Genomic DNA, 16,095 nt, shown 5'->3' with positions numbered 1-16,095 from the left:
AAAACCAGAAAATAATACAACAAAAAAGGCTGCCTTTTCAGACAGCCTCTTTTATTTAATTAAAATTTTAATTATTAATATCCTGTAGACGAAGATTGATTAGATATACGTGTGGTTTTTGCTCTAAGTTTCGATCTTGCTGCCTGCTTAAGTTCAGTTATTGGTGCTGTATCAATTTTTGCTACACCCCCAAGAACTAAAGTATTTGTAGTGTCATAGAACAGAGCAAAGTCTCCATCTCCAGGTTCTATTACAGAAGCGCAGGCAATGGTTAGGTCTTCTATACCTGCCATAATAGGGTGATCTCTATTGGATGCTGAAGGTAATATGGTATAATCACAATCAACTCGGCCTCCACTATTGAATAAAACGGCGCCCATATTTGCAAGGAATTGATTTTCAACTTCAATATTTGCATAAAATGAATCATACTCACCAACAAAAATTATTCTTCCACCATCGGCCGCGAATTGCTTTAAAGTATTGATTTCGTCTACCGTATATTGCGATGTTGGCATAACCAGCATCACTATTTTAACATCTGAAGGAATGCTTGTTAAAGAGCCTACCGTTGAAAAAATACTCTCTACGGTAAAACCTTCATCTTCTATAACAGATTCCGTGGTAGCCCATCCGGTTTCAGTACATTCACCATTGCTGTAGCATCTTGCATTGCGCCCGCGATCTATCCAAACCACATCTCCACCGTTCCTTACTCCCGTAGTGGTATAATTAACGAGGTTTTGAACAAATCTCACATTATCGGGATCTTCCAGAGCGGTATTATCAAATATATTTATATCGTTTAATACAACCACATCTCTGCCGGGAACCCGGATACTTTCACATCCAACTTCATCTACTTCTACTCCGGGATCTGTATCTGGACATTCATCAATATCATTTGGTATGCCATCGCCATCATCATCTGATCCACTTTCACAGGCATCACCTACACCATTTTCATCTTCGTCTGCCTGGTCTGGGTTTGGTACATTTGGACAATTATCTTCACTATTGGGAATTCCATCCTGATCTGAGTCTAATGGTTCGTCATCATCTCCACAACCAAAAAATAAATGCTCGTATTCTACATTATCATCCCCGTCAAAATTAGCCTGGATATTGGATCTACTCAACGTACCATCAATAATTATCTCTGAAACTTCGCCATATACATCTGGCCATCCCTTAAGGGTAACCTCATAATATAGATATGGTTCTTCATCGTCGTAATCCTGTAAATTAGGTAAATCGAAACATAATGGATCTGCCCAGGGATCTTCACCTTCAGCAGATTTTGCATTTTCTACATCGGTATAAAGCGGAGTTCCACTATCGTCTGTTCCTAACCAGATATCTACGCTATAAGCCGCGGTATAATGTCTTCCGGCTTCATTACAATAATTTGCGAAGAAACAGAATTCAAATATTTCGGTGGGAATAAGATCAAAAAATAAATAACCATATTCATTCACAATTCTATCATCAAAACAAACCACCGTTACATCTACATATTTTTTAACTCCGCTACGAAGATTAATGTCTAACGGTAAAGTGTTCTGTAATAAATCTCCAATTGCACCTCCTTTTGGTGCAAGCCAAATAAGACCACCTTCAGAATTATACACGGCAAAATGATCTAAAGTATACGTTCCCGGTTCAAGTTCAAGTTCAGGACTATATTCAGTATAATTTTCATCAGAAACCAAATCAATTGCAAAAGGATCCCCAGAAGTACCTACGACTTCTTCTTCACCTCGCAATAAAATAATTTCTACATAGGAAGGGGTATCATCAGAACACGCTGGAAGCTCGGTAGCTTCCTGTTTATTTTGCTGGTTTCGTAGCAGATCATTAAGAATAGGACTAAAAGATAGCGTAGCTTTTTCTGAAACTTCCTGGACACCTTCCTCTTCACTACACGAAAAACAAATAACGCATAGGAGGAACGATAAGAATAATCTTCTTATAAAAATTTCCATAATAATTAGTATTAATTAGTTTTGTGAATACAAATTGCCGGGGTGAAATTTATTGCATTACATGAGGGTGTATTGCAATAAGAAAAGGTCACAGGGGGTTAAGAATATTATCTTCGAAGATATTTCAAATTTAATGAGAAAATCTCGCTATTCCACTGAGGGTTTCCCATTAAAAATCACATAAAATAATGAGTACCGAAAAGCAGCTTTTTTACCAAATCACCAATACCTACAGCGTTTTAAATGATTTTACTGAAAAGACAAAAACCGTCTGGTTGGTTTGCCATGGAATTGGTTATTTAAGCAGGTATTTCTTAAGGCATTTTAATCATTTAAATGCAACAGAAAATTATGTGATCGCTCCACAGGCCCAGTCTAAATATTACCTCAACAACGAGTATAAACACGTAGGTGCCTCCTGGCTCACTAAAGAACACACTGAAGCAGAAACTGAAAATGTACTCAATTATCTCGATGAAGTTTATAAAGCTGAATATCTAAAAAACGCACCAAGATTAATAGTTTTAGGCTATTCCCAGGGCGTTTCAGTAGCAACAAGGTGGATTGCCAGGCGTAAAATTAAGTGCCATGAATTAATTATGCATTCGGGAAAAGTTCCTTCAGAATTAACTGCCGAAGATTTTGAATTTCTTAAAAAAACAAATTTCACTTTTATCTACGGAACTGAAGATGAATACCTCAAAAACGGAATAGTAAAAGTAGAAGAAGAACACCTGAAAGAGATATTTCCTCGTAATCTTGAAATAAAAACCTATAAAGGCGGGCACGAAGTTAATACCAAACTTATTACTGAATTTGCTTAAATTCGGTGGTATTCTTTTCAATTCTTTAGCCAGAAACTGTCACTTCGAGCGCAGTCGAGAACTTAGCGATTTAATTATTTCTAAATGAAACAAAATATTACTTCTTCTAAAAAATCCATTTTAAAAAGTATTGGCCCCGGATTTTTACTGGCTGGTGCAGCCATTGGAGTTTCTCATTTAGTGCAGGCTACTAGAGCCGGTGCCGATTATGGATTTATCCTCATTTGGGTTTTGATCGTGGCTTGTATTTCAAAATATCCTTTTCTTGAATTTGGTCCCAGGTTTGCCGCCGGTACCGGAAATCACCTAATTACCGGATATAAAAAACTGGGCAAATTCCCATACTGGATTTATATATGGATTACGATAGGAAGTATGTTTATTATACAGGCCGCAGTGACTATTGTTACCGCAGGTTTAGCCGAGCGACTATTCAATTTTGGCTGGTCGCCTTTTCTTTGGAGTGGAATTATTCTTATTGCGTGTATCGCTTTACTTTTAATAGGAAAATATCCCGGCCTGGATAAAAGCATGAAAGTGATCGTTACTTTGTTAACGTTGGCTACACTTGTTGCCGTAATTATGGCTTTTGGTGCCGGTACTGTGAATGATGCCGTAACTACCGAATCGCCTTCGCTTTGGACTACCGCCAGTTTAGGTTTTATAATCGCTTTTATGGGCTGGATGCCTATTCCTTTAGATGCTTCGGTTTGGCATTCCATCTGGACCAAAGAAAAAGCAGTTCAAAACAAACAGAAAATTTCAGTGAAAGGTGCTTTTGTCGATTTTAACGTGGGTTATCTTTCAGCGGCATTTATTGGTTTATTATTTTTTCTACTTGGCGTTTTAGTAATGTTTGGCAGCGGGACTTCTTTTTCCAGCAACAGCGTGGAATTTTCGAGCCAGTTGGTGGAACTTTACGGAAAAACCCTTGGGGAATGGAGCAAGCCTTTGATCTCCGTAGCAGCTTTTGTTACTATGTTAAGTACCGTTCTAACAGTTACAGATGCTTACCCGAGAGTAATTTCTGAATTAAAAAACCCTGAAAAGGATAAACCGGAAGACAAAAAAGAAAAATGGAAAATTTACCGAATTTCCATTTTTATTATCCCGGTTCTTTCACTTTCTATTTTATATTTTCTCTCCGGGTCATTTACCATTTTAGTAGATTTTGCTGCCGGACTTTCTTTTCTATCAGCACCTTTTCTGGCCTGGTTTAATTATAAACTGGTAACAGGAAAACAAATGCCTAAAAAACACCGCCCGGGAAAAAATTATAGGGTTTTCAGCTTGATTTGCTTTGGGCTTTTGGTGGTGTTTAATTTTGTCTATTTGTATATTACGTTTTTAGGATAGTGACGTTTAAGCAACAAGGTAATTAAATAATAAGTACTAACTATCTGTCTAAACAAAATTTAAAATCTATAGCAACTGCTTTTTCTACGCTAATTTCTTCAGTACAAACCCCCATGATATCATCCATTATACAATTAGGATCATCTGATTGTTTAACTTTAGTCATTTCTGATATATTACCTTTTAGCGAGCCAGTAATAGCCCCATCTTCATAATTATCAAAACTTAGGGTAAAGCCTTCTTCACTCGGAGTGTTCAATTCTCTTATGGGTAATTTGTGAACATAAGCATATGACGTACTATCTGTTTTTTGTTCAGGAAATCTTATAACAAAATTCAAATTTTCGAAATTGTTTCTTAAGGTTTCAAGGCTAAAGTTATTTTCAATTTGGGAATTGAAGTACATAGTAAATTCTAATTCGGAATCGGTATACTGGAAATCAATTAAGTTTAAAAACTCTTCCCCGCATGTATCACTCATGGCACAGTAAGTTTCAGTTACTGCACAATTTTCCTCTAAACCTATATTAAGGTTAACAGAATCAGTAGTAAAATTTTCTTGTTGGTCATCAGTATTGTCAGGGCTGCATGTCAGAAAAATAGTTGCTGAAGTTAATAATGCAAGTAGTATAAATTTTTTCATAATTGTGGGTGTTTATATAGTAGATGTAAAAATCACAAAATGGTTGCGTGTAAAAACGATAAAAGCGCAATCAAATTAATGATTGCGCTTTTTATATTGCTCAGATGTGAGTTTGAGGTTTTAAGATCCCGAAGCGAGTTTGGGATAAGCGATTCGAACATTTTTGTTTAGCGCAAAGCGCTATGAAAAATGGCTCTCTGCTTACTTCACCTCCTCAAAATCTACATCTTCTACGTCGTCTCCGCTTTTAGAGTCTCCTCCAGCTTGCTGTCCGCCTTCGGCTCCGGTAGCACCTTGTTGTGGTCCACCTTGTCCGCCTTGAGCTTCAGCTTGTGCTTTATACATTTCTTCAGAAGCTGTTTTCCAGGCTTCATTCAATTTGTCTAAAGCAGGAGTTATTTGATCAAGCTCTTTAGTTTCATAAGCTTTCTTTAATTCCTCTAAAGCTTCTTCTACCGGCTTTTTCTTATCTTCAGAAATCTTATCGCCAAATTCTTTCAACTGCTTTTCAGTTTGGAAGATCATAGCATCAGCTTCGTTCAGCTTATCTACTTTTTCTTTAGCTTGCTTATCGGCATCAGCATTTGCTTCAGCTTCTTTCTTCATTTTCTCGATTTCTTCTTCTGTTAATCCTGAAGAAGCCTCGATACGAATATCCTGAGATTTTCCGGTTGCTTTATCGGTAGCGCTTACTTTAATGATACCATTGGCATCAATATCAAAAGTCACTTCAATTTGAGGAGTTCCTCTTGGCGCTGGTGGAATTCCGTCTAAGTGGAATCTACCAATTGTCTTATTATCTGCCGCCATTGGACGCTCACCCTGCAATACGTGAATTTCCACTGAAGGCTGATTATCGGCCGCGGTAGAGAATGTTTGTGATTTCTTGGTTGGAATCGTAGTGTTAGATTCAATTAACTTAGTGTTAACTCCTCCCATAGTTTCAATACCTAAAGAAAGTGGAGTAACATCAAGTAACAATACATCTTTTACATCTCCGGTTAATACACCACCCTGGATAGCTGCACCAATTGCAACAACCTCATCTGGGTTTACACCTTTAGAAGGTTTCTTACCAAAGAATGCTTCTACTTCTTCCTGAATTTTAGGAATACGGGTAGAACCACCAACAAGAATTACCTCGTCGATATCACTTTTTGAAAGACCTGCATCGCTAAGTGCTTTTTTAACAGGCTCCATAGAACGGGTTACCAATTCTGAAGCTAACTGCTCAAATTTAGAACGGCTAATAGTCTCTACAAGGTGTTTTGGTCCACTTGAAGTTGCCGTTACATATGGTAAATTGATCTCAGTTTGACTTGAAGAAGACAACTCAATTTTAGCTTTTTCAGCAGCTTCTTTTAAACGCTGAAGTGCCATTGGGTCTTTTCTTAGATCAATATCTTCAGCCTTTTGGAAAGTATCTGCAAGATAATCGATTAGAACTTCATCAAAATCGTCACCACCTAAGTGCGTATCACCATTTGTAGACAATACTTCAAATACACCATCACCTAATTCAAGGATAGAGATATCAAATGTACCACCACCAAGGTCATAAACAGCGATTTTTTGATCCTGAGATTTTTTATCAAGTCCGTAAGCCAATGCTGCTGCAGTAGGCTCGTTTATAATACGACTTACTTTCAATCCTGCGATCTCACCAGCTTCTTTTGTAGCCTGACGCTGAGAATCGTTAAAGTATGCAGGTACGGTAATTACCGCTTCTGTTACATCCTGTCCAAGATAATCTTCTGCGGTTTTCTTCATTTTTTGAAGTACCATTGCAGAAAGTTCCTGGGGAGTATATTTTCTTCCATCCACATCTACACGTGGAGTATCATTATCACCTTTTACTACTTTATAAGGAACTCTGCCTGCTTCTCTAGAAGATTCAGAATATTTGTTCCCCATAAAACGTTTAATAGACGAAATAGTTTTTTCTGGGTTAGTTACTGCCTGACGCTTAGCCGGGTCACCAACTTTTATTTCGCCACCTTCTACAAATGCGATTACAGAAGGTGTAGTTCTTTTTCCTTCGGCATTAGGTATTACCGTAGGCTCGTTACCTTCCATTACGGCAACGCAAGAGTTGGTAGTACCTAAGTCAATTCCAATTATTTTACTCATAACTTTATAGGTTGAATTTTATATTATTGATTTCAATTCTTCGAGGTGTTAAAGTCAATCATTATGCCAGCAGAAAACTTATGACAGGTTGTCATTTTTTTCTAAAAGTACTTGGCAAATCTGCGCTTCCAAGATTACGAAATCGTTTTAATATTTCTTCAATTCATTCTACTTCATACTAACAAATCCTTATTTTTGCAGTAAAATAGGAGTTATACAATGCGAAAAATTGAATGTATTAGTGTTTTTGATATGTTGAAGGTGGGCGTAGGCCCTTCCAGTTCTCATACTTTAGGTCCCTGGCGGGCATCACAACGCTGGATTGCAGAATTAAAGCAAAAAGGCACTTTTAATGACGTAGAACATATACATATAGATCTCTATGGCTCTCTTTCCCTTACCGGAATAGGTCACGCTACAGATATTGCCACTGTTTTAGGACTTTGTGGCCACGATCCTGTAACTATGGATATTTCTATAATTGATCTTGAAATTCAAAAGATTAGGGAAACAAAAAAACTTCAATTTAACGGCGAAAAAGAGATCGATTTTAGCATTGTTGACGATGTAAAGTTTAACAAGAAATTCCTTGAGTTTCATCCCAACGGAATGACATTTCGGGCTAAACTGAAAAACGGTAAAAAAACTTCCTCTTCTTTTTATTCTATCGGTGGCGGTTTTGTTGTAAAGAAAGAGCGTAAAAACGCTAGTGATAAGATGAAAAGCTTTTTAGAATTTCCTTTTCCTATTGAAAAAGCTACAGAACTCCTAGCCTACTGCAAAGCTGAAAACAAACCTATTTCTGAAATAGTTCTGGAAAATGAAAAATCTCTTAGAACTGAAGAAGAAATAAATGCCGGCTTAAAACAAATTTGGGATGTGATGCTGGAATCTATGTTTATTGGCTGCCATACCGAAGGAACACTTCCCGGCGGACTCAACGTAAAACGCCGCTCTTTTGAAATGCACCAGCGTCTTATTGGCGAAGAAAAATATGATTCGCCCGAAGATTGGATAACCGCTATTAGAAGAACTGAGGTGAAATTCAGGCAAATCCTTAAATGGGTGAGTTGTTTTGCTATTAGCGTAAATGAAGTAAATGCATCTTTGGGTCGTGTAGTCACCGCGCCAACTAATGGCAGTGCCGGCACCGTACCTTCTGTAATGATGTATTATATGGTGATAGAAAACCACGAAGCAACTTTTGAAGATATGAAACGCTTTATGCTGGTTGCCGGTGAAATTGGCAGTCTCTTTAAAAAAGGAGCCACGATTTCTGCAGCTATGGGCGGGTGCCAGGCAGAAATTGGTGTATCCTCGGCAATGGCTGCCGGCGGATTAACAGAATTACTTGGCGGAACGCCTGAACAGGTATTAATGGCCGCAGAAATCGCTATGGAGCATCATCTTGGATTGACTTGCGATCCTATTGCAGGTTTGGTACAGGTGCCTTGTATTGAAAGAAACGCAATGGGTGCCATAAAAGCCATCAATGCCGCTGAAATAGCCCTGGAAAGCGATGCTACCAAAGCAAAAGTTCCATTGGATAAAGTAATTGAAACAATGTGGGACACTGCAAAAGATATGAATTCTAAATACAAAGAAACATCTGAAGGCGGGCTTGCAGTTAAGGTGAATTTGAGTGATTGTTAATTATCCGTTCTCTGTTGTGGGTTATCAGTTCTGAGTTTTGCTATTCTGAATTTTGAATTATTTAAAAAACTCATTAGAATAATTCGTGAATTAGTTATTTAAAATATCTTACAGTATTAAATTGCAGCAATAATCAAATCTAAATCTTTGCAGTTCCTTAAAATCCCACCAAAAGTCAGCAACCTCTTTCGCAATTACTGGTTCATGATTGGGACTTATTTTCTGTTTTTCTTTTTATTGGGATTTTTAAATACATTTTTACCAGAATTAGACCTCGAGAAATACCAGCAAACTGAGTTATTCAATTTAATGGATGAGAGTCCGCTGGCATTTATTCTTATGGCAGTTATTATAGCGCCACTTTTGGAAGAAAGTATGTTTAGAACCCTCATTAAGCCATCTTTTACCGAAATTCATATTTTTATTTGTGCAGTACTTGCATTTATAGGCCTGGGTTTTATTCCGCAGGAAGCACATTCTTTACTTAAATATGGGCTGGTAATATTATCGGCTATTATCATTTTTCTGTTCTTACAATCTCTAAAACCTTCAAGATTCCTTAGAATATTTCGTATAATTCTATACCGAAATTATAGATTAATATGGCTACTTACCGCTGCTCTTTTCGGTCTGGTTCATATCTGGAATTACGTTGAAGGCTGGCAATTTGATCTGATTTTATTCCTGTTAATTTTCCCACGAATTATAGCCGGGTATTTCTTCGGAAAAATAAAAGTTGAAAACGGAAACCTTATCTGGCCCATTACGATGCACGCCATGAACAACGGAATTGTAGTATTCTTTTTGCTTCCAAAGCTTTTACAATAAATAAAACCAGCCTTAGCAGCTTCAATTAATTTTAAGTATTTACCACACTTGTTTATCTTTAGCCGAAAATCAATTAATGCGTTTATTCTTTATAAAATACTTCGTTCTCCTCTGTCTTTTCTGTTCATTTCTTAGTTGTAAAAATGAAGAAAATGAACCTGCTGAAGCTTCTAAAGAAAATATTCAGAAAACCGAAAAATCCTACCACGAAAAATATCTTGAAGAAATTGCCGAAATAAAAGAACGCGATTCGGTTTCAACCTCCGGAATGCTAAAGATTGAAGGAGGGGAATATATGATGGGTGGAAATTCCCAACAAGCCAGGCGAGATGAGTTTCCGCAGCATAAAGAAAAAATTGAAACAATTTGGGTAGATGAAACTGAGGTTACTAATGCTGAATTCGGAGCATTCGTAGAAGAAACCGGTTACGTTACTACCGCCGAACGTAGTTTTGAAATTAACGGTAAAACTTTTCCTCCCGGTGCGATGGTTTTTGATGCCGAAAATCCGCAGGCCTGGTGGAAGTTTAAAGAAGGTGCCAACTGGAAACATCCGCAAGGTCCAGAAAGTTCTATTGAAGATAAAGAAAATCATCCCGTAGTACAGGTTTCCTGGTATGATGCTATGGCTTATGCAAAATGGGCCGGAAAACGTTTACCTACCGAAGCAGAATTTGAATACCTGGCCAGAGGTGGAAAAGAAAATCAAATTTACCATTGGGGAAACGATTTTGAGAAAGCAACCGCATTCGTGAATTTCCACCAGGGAGATTTTCCGGTATCTAACGAGATAAAAGACAGTTTTGAAAAAACCGCCCCGGTAAAAAGTTTTCCTCCCAATTCTTTCGGGCTCTACGAAATTTCTGGAAATGCCTGGGAATGGGTTTTGGATACCTATTATCCAAATGCGTATTCAAAATTAGAACAGCGCATAGATGGTTACTTTAAAGAATATTTTAATCCCCAACAACAAAAAGTTATTCGGGGAGGTTCATTTTTATGCAGCGAATCTTATTGCACCGGTTACCGGAATGCGGCAAGAATGAGCTCTACTCCCGAGAGCGGATTGGAACATTTAGGTTTTAGGTGTGTCAAGGATGCTGAATAGTTACTTACAGCCTTTTTTACTACGTGTATCTACCAAATAGATAATTTTCCATTCGCCCCATGATTTCATGAGCTGGAAAGTATTTACCCCGCAATGACTTAATTCATCATTTACATAAAAAGAATAAGGAGTGCTTACATTGGCGATCATTCCATTAACTTTAATATCAAAATCGTGTAATTTTTCTTCAAATTTAGTCGAAGCAGGAATTGAAGCTATCGACCTTAAAAAATGTGAATATTCTGAAGTAGATAAAACTGTATTCCCTTCATTATCTATAGCTACAGATTGCATTTTAATATCGGGATGTGCAAAACTTTTTAACCTCACAGAATCCTGAGCGTGAAAGGCTTCAAAGAAATTCTCAATTAAAGTCTGAAGATTTTCTTTTTCGCCATTTTGGCTCCACCCAATTTGGCACAAAAGCAAAAAACTAATTAATAATAACTTCTTCATAGAATTCATTTTATTTAAACGCTAATTTAGTATTTTAAAGTTTTTACGCTAATCCATCAATTATGAAAAGAATTACGATTATTTTCTGGTGTCTAAGTCTTTGTTTTTTCTTTAATAATCTTCACATGAAGGCCCAGGGAAAACAGGAAAAAAAGATTGTAGCCTACATTATTAGTGAGAATATTAATGATAAATTTGATGAAATTTCTGCTGAAAAACTCACCCACATTAATTACGCATTTGCTAATATTAAAGATGGAAAAATCGTAGCAGGAAATCCTAAAGACAAAGACCGCCTAAAGAAAATAAACACTTTAAAAAAGAACAATCCCGAACTAAAAATATTGATTTCCGTTGGAGGCTGGACCTGGTCTGGAGGTTTCTCTGAAGCAGTTGCAACCAAAGCTGCCAGAGAACAATTTGCAAATAATGGTATTTCATTTCTTAAAAATCACAAGATAGATGGAATAGATTTAGACTGGGAATATCCCGGGTTGCCAGGAGCGGGAAACCCTCATATGCCTGAGGACAAACAAAACTTCACCTCTATTTTAAAACTTTTTAGGAAGAAATTAGATTCCCTAGGCAAAATAGACCAGAGAAATTACTTACTAACCATAGCAACGGCTGCTACTCAGGAATATTTAGATAATGTAGAATTGGATAAAATTCATCCTTACCTGGATTTTATAAATATTATGAGTTACGATTACCAGGGTGGGTGGAACGATTCTACATCACACCATACAAACTTATATGTTTCAGAAACAGATCCTAAGGATTACAAACAGAGTACTCAAACAGCAGTGAAGGAACATTTGGCGGCTGGCGCTCCTTCAGAAAAAATTGTTGTGGGTATGGCTTTCTATGGCCGTGGATGGCACGAGACAGAAAATAAAAACTTCGGGTTACATCAAAAAGCTCTTGGGAATGCTTTCAGCATCAATTATAGAGATTTAAAAGATAGTATAGAAACTGGTAAATATAAACGCCATTGGGATAAAGAAGCCAAAGCACCTTTTCTTTGGCGCGAAGCTACAGGAACATTTATCACTTATGATGACCCCCAATCAATAAAAGAAAAAGCCTGTTATATTTTAGATAATAATTTGGGTGGTGCGATGTTTTGGCAATATCACGGAGACGATGGTGAATTATTAAAAACGCTTTATGCTGAGCTTAAAAAACATTAAAACCAGCTTCTTACCTTAAAACCGCGTGTTTTTGTACTTTTACCATCCAAAATTGAAAATATGTCTGTAGCTAAGAAAGAATATAAAAGAGTCACTACCAAGTCTCTCGTAGATATGAAAAAAAATGGTGAGAAGATTGCGATGCTAACTTCTTACGATTACTCTATGGCGAAAATTGTAGATGGTGCTGGAATAGATGTAATTCTTGTGGGAGATTCTGCCAGTAATGTGATGGCAGGACACGAAACCACACTTCCTATTACTTTAGATCAAATGATTTATCACGCAACCAGCGTGGTAAGAGCTATAAATCGTGCCCTTGTTGTTGTAGATCTTCCCTTTGGAAGTTACCAGAGTGATCCAAAAGAAGCTTTGCGCTCTGCCATTAGAATTATGAAAGAAAGTGGCGGTCACGCTGTAAAACTTGAAGGCGGAAAAGAAATTAAAGAATCACTTAAACGTATATTGCACGCAGGAATTCCCGTAATGGGACATTTAGGCTTAACCCCGCAGTCTATCTATAAATTCGGGACTTATACCGTTAGAGCTAAAGAGGAAGCTGAAGCCGAAAAATTAAAATCGGATGCGATCTTATTGGAACGCCTGGGTTGTTTTGCCATAGTTTTAGAAAAAGTTCCGGCTAAGCTAGCTAAAGAAGTTGCCGAAAGTATAAGTATTCCTGTAATAGGAATTGGTGCCGGAAACGGTGTAGATGGCCAGGTGTTGGTAATTCATGATATGTTAGGGATGACCCACGAATTCAACCCCAGATTTTTAAGAAGATATGCTGATCTTCATACAGAAATGACCAAAGCTTTTGAAAATTATCGGGACGATGTAAAAAGCAAAAGTTTCCCATCTGATGATGAACAGTACTAGTTTGGTAAACAGTGAATTGTTAAAGCCGGCAGTATAACTAAAATCTTCTCTTTGGAAAAAGTAATTTCAGATAAAAATAACCTCCAGGTTCTTTATGAAGACAATCACATTATTGTGGTTAATAAACGTCCCGGTGATATTGTGCAGGGCGATAAAACTGGCGATAAACCGCTAAGCGAGGTTGTAAAATCTTATATAAAGGAAAAATATAATAAACCCGGAAATGTTTATTTAGGCGTAGTTCACCGTTTAGACAGACCAACCAGCGGAATTGTTCTTTTCTCAAAAACATCTAAAGCCCTACCAAGACTTAACAAGCTTTTTCAGCAAAAAGAAGCGAAGAAAACTTACTGGGCAATTGTGAAAAATGTTCCCCCGAAAGATTCAGATACTTTAGTCCATTTTTTAAAGAGAAACCCAAAACAAAACAAATCTTACGCGCATATTAAAGAAGTTCCCGAAAGCAAAAAAGCTATTCTGGAATATCGCCTTTTAAAAAAACTAGACAACTATTTTCTGTTGGAAGTAGATTTGCATACCGGGCGGCATCACCAAATTAGAAGTCAACTTTCGGCAATTGGCTGCCCCATTAAAGGCGATCTAAAATACGGTTTTGACCGAAGTAATAAAGATGCCAGTATTCATCTACACGCAAGGGAGCTAAAATTTATTCATCCCGTAAAGAAAGAAGAAATACACATTACTGCTCCTCCTCCCGATGAAGTACTTTGGAATAATTGTTTAAATTAAAACCCGCCTAAAATACTTATGAAAAACCTTTTCCTCAGCTTAATTCTTACTGTAATTTCATTTTCCGTATTTGCCCAGGATACTATCTATATGGATAATAATTACCAGGAATTGGATAAGAAAGAAAATGCTAAATATTTTAAAATTGTTACTCCTACTCCAGACAAAGACTATGAATTTTTAAGAACCACCTATTTCGTGGATGGAGCAAAAAAAGCTGAGCAATCTTATGATCTAAAAGATGAAAAGAAAATCTATGAAGGATTACATAAACATTATTATGAATCTGGAGAATTGTTTCATTCGATAGAATTTAAGAACGGAAAAATGCACGGAGAATTAGTTGCCTACTGGAAAAATGGGATCAAAAGGAGACATGATTATTTCAAACGAAATAAACTAAAAAAAGGTACGGTTTGGAATAAGGCTGGTGAAGAAATTGAATATTTCCACTTTGAGATTCCACCTGAATTTCCTGGAGGACAAAAAGCTCTACAAAAGTATCTAATAGAAAATATTAAAATACCTACTTATCATAATTCTATGCAGCGAGTAGTAATAAGATTTACTATTAATTGCGAAGGAAATACGACTGACATTAAAATAGTTGAAGAAGCCCCCGCTGAATATATGGTGGAAGCTTATAGAGTTGTAAAAGAAATGCCAAAATGGAAACCAGGGAAGCAATTTGGAGAGGTGGTAAATGTAAGTTATAGTCTTCCTCTCGTATTTCAGAAATAACTATCTGCTTACCAAAGCTACTTTTTCAGCAATAACATCAGCCACCGGTCTGTTTTCTATTTTACTCTCGAGCCAGGAAAGGATATCCAGGTATAAAAATGCCCTACGCTCATAGGGATGATCTTCAAAATCTTTTAATTTGGTATGCAGTTTCCTAAATTCATCTTTAATTTCAAGCGGAGAAACTTCTGGTAAATTTCTAAGAAAACGTATCATTTCTTTCTGCACCTCGTGCAAATCGTTCATTTTAATTAAAAATTTATAGGTAGATTTTACAAGGCGATCTAAGTGATAGTCCAGCCCGGCTTCGTAATGAGCCACCAAACTCAAGATACGGGCAAAACACATAAGGTCTTCCCGCATTTCAAGCGATTTATTATTAATAATCTTATTAAGAAATTCTATACATTTTTTATTGTTTCCATCTCCAAAATATAGACAGGCAATCTTATAGTAGAACACCATAATGTGATGCTCATCAATTCGGTCCTTATATTTTTTAATTCGTTTCTGGATTTTCTCTACCAATTCATCGCCATTCGCAAAGTTCCCCTGCATAAAACGTAAATTCAGCTTATTGGAGTATAGATAAAGAAAAGCCAGGGCTTTTATATTATCATCGTCAGGGATTTTGGCATCTTTCAGCATCCCTTCAAGATTCCTAAGGGTTTTCTCGAATAAATTGGTGTGATTCAGGTAAAATAACGATTCCAATAAATAGTGATTCCCTTTTAAATAGGAAACCGGGTGAATAGGCACCAAATGTTTGTGTTCGTTAAAAAGATCTATCCATTTCATAGAATAGCGGTAGCAAGCCAGAAAATCCTGGGTGATAAAACTAAACCATAAATGAGCTTTATATAGCCACAATTTTTCCCTGAAACCTATATTCTTGATTTGATATTCAGGAAGATTTTGATAAAAATAATTTCTAATACTTTCAGCCTCTTCTTGGGTTCTGGCATATCCCATTTTTAGAAAAATAGCATATAACTGTAATGACAAATTTGAAAGTTTACTGGAAATTAAATTCAGATCACTCAAATCCCTGGTTTGCTGAATAAGGCTTTCGGCACGGTTTTCTATACTTCGGGTAATATATTGCGATTCTATTATTTTCTCCAGCTCCAGAATTTCATAAGCCAGATTTTTCTCTTCATATTCCAGCGCCTGGCCTTTAATTTTATCGAGCAATTTCAAACTTTGTTTGTAAAGACCTTTTCTATAAAGGATATAAGCAAAATCAAACTGTTCCCTAATTTGCACCGGTATGCTTTGATGAGCAGGATTCAGTCTAAGACTAATAAGGATTTGTTTATATAAATGTGCTTTTACATTAGATAATTGTTGCTTACTTATTTTAGTTTTTAGAAGAATTTCTTTCTCATTGTATTTTTTCATTTTGGTCATCACCTTAAATAAATTTAAAAATTTACTATCGGTATTCACACCAATTCTTCCAACATACAATGAAAATTGACGCTTTTCTGAAGGTGAAAGCGACTTAATCAAAGAAAATAAGTTATCAGTTAAATCATTAGTCATTGTA

Annotated in this window: 14 protein-coding genes; 9 read left to right on the top strand and 5 right to left on the bottom strand. The window is 36.6% G+C overall.

Translation table 11 applies throughout. The features are described from left to right. Positions 1-74: 74 nt before the first annotated feature. Positions 75-1,985, bottom strand: a complete 1,911-nt coding sequence (locus B4F31_RS18170) for a thrombospondin type 3 repeat-containing protein (protein ID WP_414706139.1) — start codon at positions 1,983-1,985, stop codon at positions 75-77. Positions 1,986-2,173: 188 nt separating this feature from the next. Here B4F31_RS18170 and B4F31_RS13330 point away from each other — a divergent pair, with 188 nt between their 5' ends. Further along, positions 2,174-2,809: an alpha/beta hydrolase gene (locus tag B4F31_RS13330; protein ID WP_286761485.1), complete on the top strand. Its 636-nt coding sequence runs from the start codon at positions 2,174-2,176 to the stop codon at positions 2,807-2,809. Between the two features lie 84 nt (positions 2,810-2,893). Further along, positions 2,894-4,165: an NRAMP family divalent metal transporter gene (locus B4F31_RS13325; RefSeq protein WP_286761484.1), complete on the top strand. Its 1,272-nt coding sequence runs from the start codon at positions 2,894-2,896 to the stop codon at positions 4,163-4,165. A 40-nt stretch (positions 4,166-4,205) separates the two neighbouring features. On the opposite strand, the gene B4F31_RS13320 is transcribed toward B4F31_RS13325, so the two are convergent. Next, the gene (locus B4F31_RS13320) at positions 4,206-4,808 is read right to left on the bottom strand and encodes a hypothetical protein (RefSeq protein ID WP_286761483.1); all 603 of its coding nucleotides are present in this window, start codon (positions 4,806-4,808) and stop codon (positions 4,206-4,208) included. A 201-nt stretch (positions 4,809-5,009) separates the two neighbouring features. Beyond that, positions 5,010-6,938 (bottom strand): molecular chaperone DnaK, encoded by a 1,929-nt coding sequence (gene dnaK, locus B4F31_RS13315; RefSeq protein ID WP_093302201.1) that lies wholly within the window; start codon positions 6,936-6,938, stop codon positions 5,010-5,012. Positions 6,939-7,157: 219 nt separating this feature from the next. Here dnaK and B4F31_RS13310 point away from each other — a divergent pair, with 219 nt between their 5' ends. The 3 genes from B4F31_RS13310 to B4F31_RS13300 all read left to right on the top strand — a co-directional run bounded on the left by B4F31_RS13310 (position 7,158) and on the right by B4F31_RS13300 (position 10,527). Continuing rightward, the gene (locus tag B4F31_RS13310) at positions 7,158-8,591 is read left to right on the top strand and encodes an L-serine ammonia-lyase (RefSeq protein WP_286761482.1); all 1,434 of its coding nucleotides are present in this window, start codon (positions 7,158-7,160) and stop codon (positions 8,589-8,591) included. Positions 8,592-8,795: 204 nt separating this feature from the next. Further along, positions 8,796-9,419, top strand: a complete 624-nt coding sequence (locus B4F31_RS13305; RefSeq protein WP_286761481.1) for a type II CAAX prenyl endopeptidase Rce1 family protein — start codon at positions 8,796-8,798, stop codon at positions 9,417-9,419. A 76-nt stretch (positions 9,420-9,495) separates the two neighbouring features. Then, positions 9,496-10,527, top strand: a complete 1,032-nt coding sequence (locus B4F31_RS13300) for a formylglycine-generating enzyme family protein (protein ID WP_286761480.1) — start codon at positions 9,496-9,498, stop codon at positions 10,525-10,527. Here B4F31_RS13300 and B4F31_RS13295 read toward each other — a convergent pair whose 3' ends face one another. Then, positions 10,528-10,983 carry a DUF4440 domain-containing protein gene (locus B4F31_RS13295; protein ID WP_093302460.1) on the bottom strand — a complete coding sequence of 152 codons (456 nt, stop codon included), beginning with the start codon at positions 10,981-10,983 and terminating at the stop codon, positions 10,528-10,530. A 62-nt stretch (positions 10,984-11,045) separates the two neighbouring features. Here B4F31_RS13295 and B4F31_RS13290 point away from each other — a divergent pair, with 62 nt between their 5' ends. Genes B4F31_RS13290 through B4F31_RS13275 form a run of 4 tightly spaced genes read left to right on the top strand, consistent with a single transcriptional unit; the run spans position 11,046 to position 14,546 of the window. Continuing rightward, positions 11,046-12,176 carry a glycoside hydrolase family 18 protein gene (locus tag B4F31_RS13290; protein WP_093302187.1) on the top strand — a complete coding sequence of 377 codons (1,131 nt, stop codon included), beginning with the start codon at positions 11,046-11,048 and terminating at the stop codon, positions 12,174-12,176. Between the two features lie 60 nt (positions 12,177-12,236). Beyond that, positions 12,237-13,055, top strand: a complete 819-nt coding sequence (gene panB, locus B4F31_RS13285; protein WP_075326445.1) for a 3-methyl-2-oxobutanoate hydroxymethyltransferase — start codon at positions 12,237-12,239, stop codon at positions 13,053-13,055. A 51-nt stretch (positions 13,056-13,106) separates the two neighbouring features. After that, positions 13,107-13,805, top strand: coding sequence for an RluA family pseudouridine synthase (locus B4F31_RS13280; protein WP_286761479.1), 699 nt, complete (start codon positions 13,107-13,109; stop codon positions 13,803-13,805). An 18-nt stretch (positions 13,806-13,823) separates the two neighbouring features. Beyond that, the gene (locus B4F31_RS13275; RefSeq protein ID WP_075326441.1) at positions 13,824-14,546 is read left to right on the top strand and encodes an energy transducer TonB; all 723 of its coding nucleotides are present in this window, start codon (positions 13,824-13,826) and stop codon (positions 14,544-14,546) included. Here B4F31_RS13275 and B4F31_RS13270 read toward each other — a convergent pair whose 3' ends face one another. Next, on the bottom strand, positions 14,547-16,091 hold the full coding sequence (locus tag B4F31_RS13270) for a hypothetical protein (protein WP_075326439.1): 1,545 nt from the start codon (positions 16,089-16,091) through the stop codon (positions 14,547-14,549). Positions 16,092-16,095 lie beyond the last annotated feature (4 nt).

The sequence above is a fragment of the Salegentibacter sp. UBA1130 genome (genome assembly GCF_002311535.1).
GTDB lineage: Bacteria > Bacteroidota > Bacteroidia > Flavobacteriales > Flavobacteriaceae > Salegentibacter > Salegentibacter agarivorans.
This window is presented reverse-complemented; position numbering and strand designations above follow the sequence as displayed.

Excerpts from the sequence above, each read along its gene's own strand:
- B4F31_RS18170 (WP_414706139.1), bottom strand. The coding sequence starts at position 1,985 with ATGGAAATTTTTATAAGAAGATTATTCTTATCGTTCCTCCTATGCGTT.
- B4F31_RS13330 (WP_286761485.1), top strand. The coding sequence starts at position 2,174 with ATGAGTACCGAAAAGCAGCTTTTTTACCAAATCACCAATACCTACAGC.
- B4F31_RS13325 (WP_286761484.1), top strand. The coding sequence starts at position 2,894 with ATGAAACAAAATATTACTTCTTCTAAAAAATCCATTTTAAAAAGTATT.
- B4F31_RS13320 (WP_286761483.1), bottom strand. The coding sequence starts at position 4,808 with ATGAAAAAATTTATACTACTTGCATTATTAACTTCAGCAACTATTTTT.
- dnaK (WP_093302201.1), bottom strand. The coding sequence starts at position 6,938 with ATGAGTAAAATAATTGGAATTGACTTAGGTACTACCAACTCTTGCGTT.
- B4F31_RS13310 (WP_286761482.1), top strand. The coding sequence starts at position 7,158 with ATGCGAAAAATTGAATGTATTAGTGTTTTTGATATGTTGAAGGTGGGC.
- B4F31_RS13305 (WP_286761481.1), top strand. The coding sequence starts at position 8,796 with ATGATTGGGACTTATTTTCTGTTTTTCTTTTTATTGGGATTTTTAAAT.
- B4F31_RS13300 (WP_286761480.1), top strand. The coding sequence starts at position 9,496 with ATGCGTTTATTCTTTATAAAATACTTCGTTCTCCTCTGTCTTTTCTGT.
- B4F31_RS13295 (WP_093302460.1), bottom strand. The coding sequence starts at position 10,983 with ATGAAGAAGTTATTATTAATTAGTTTTTTGCTTTTGTGCCAAATTGGG.
- B4F31_RS13290 (WP_093302187.1), top strand. The coding sequence starts at position 11,046 with ATGAAAAGAATTACGATTATTTTCTGGTGTCTAAGTCTTTGTTTTTTC.
- panB (WP_075326445.1), top strand. The coding sequence starts at position 12,237 with ATGTCTGTAGCTAAGAAAGAATATAAAAGAGTCACTACCAAGTCTCTC.
- B4F31_RS13275 (WP_075326441.1), top strand. The coding sequence starts at position 13,824 with ATGAAAAACCTTTTCCTCAGCTTAATTCTTACTGTAATTTCATTTTCC.
- B4F31_RS13270 (WP_075326439.1), bottom strand. The coding sequence starts at position 16,091 with ATGACTAATGATTTAACTGATAACTTATTTTCTTTGATTAAGTCGCTT.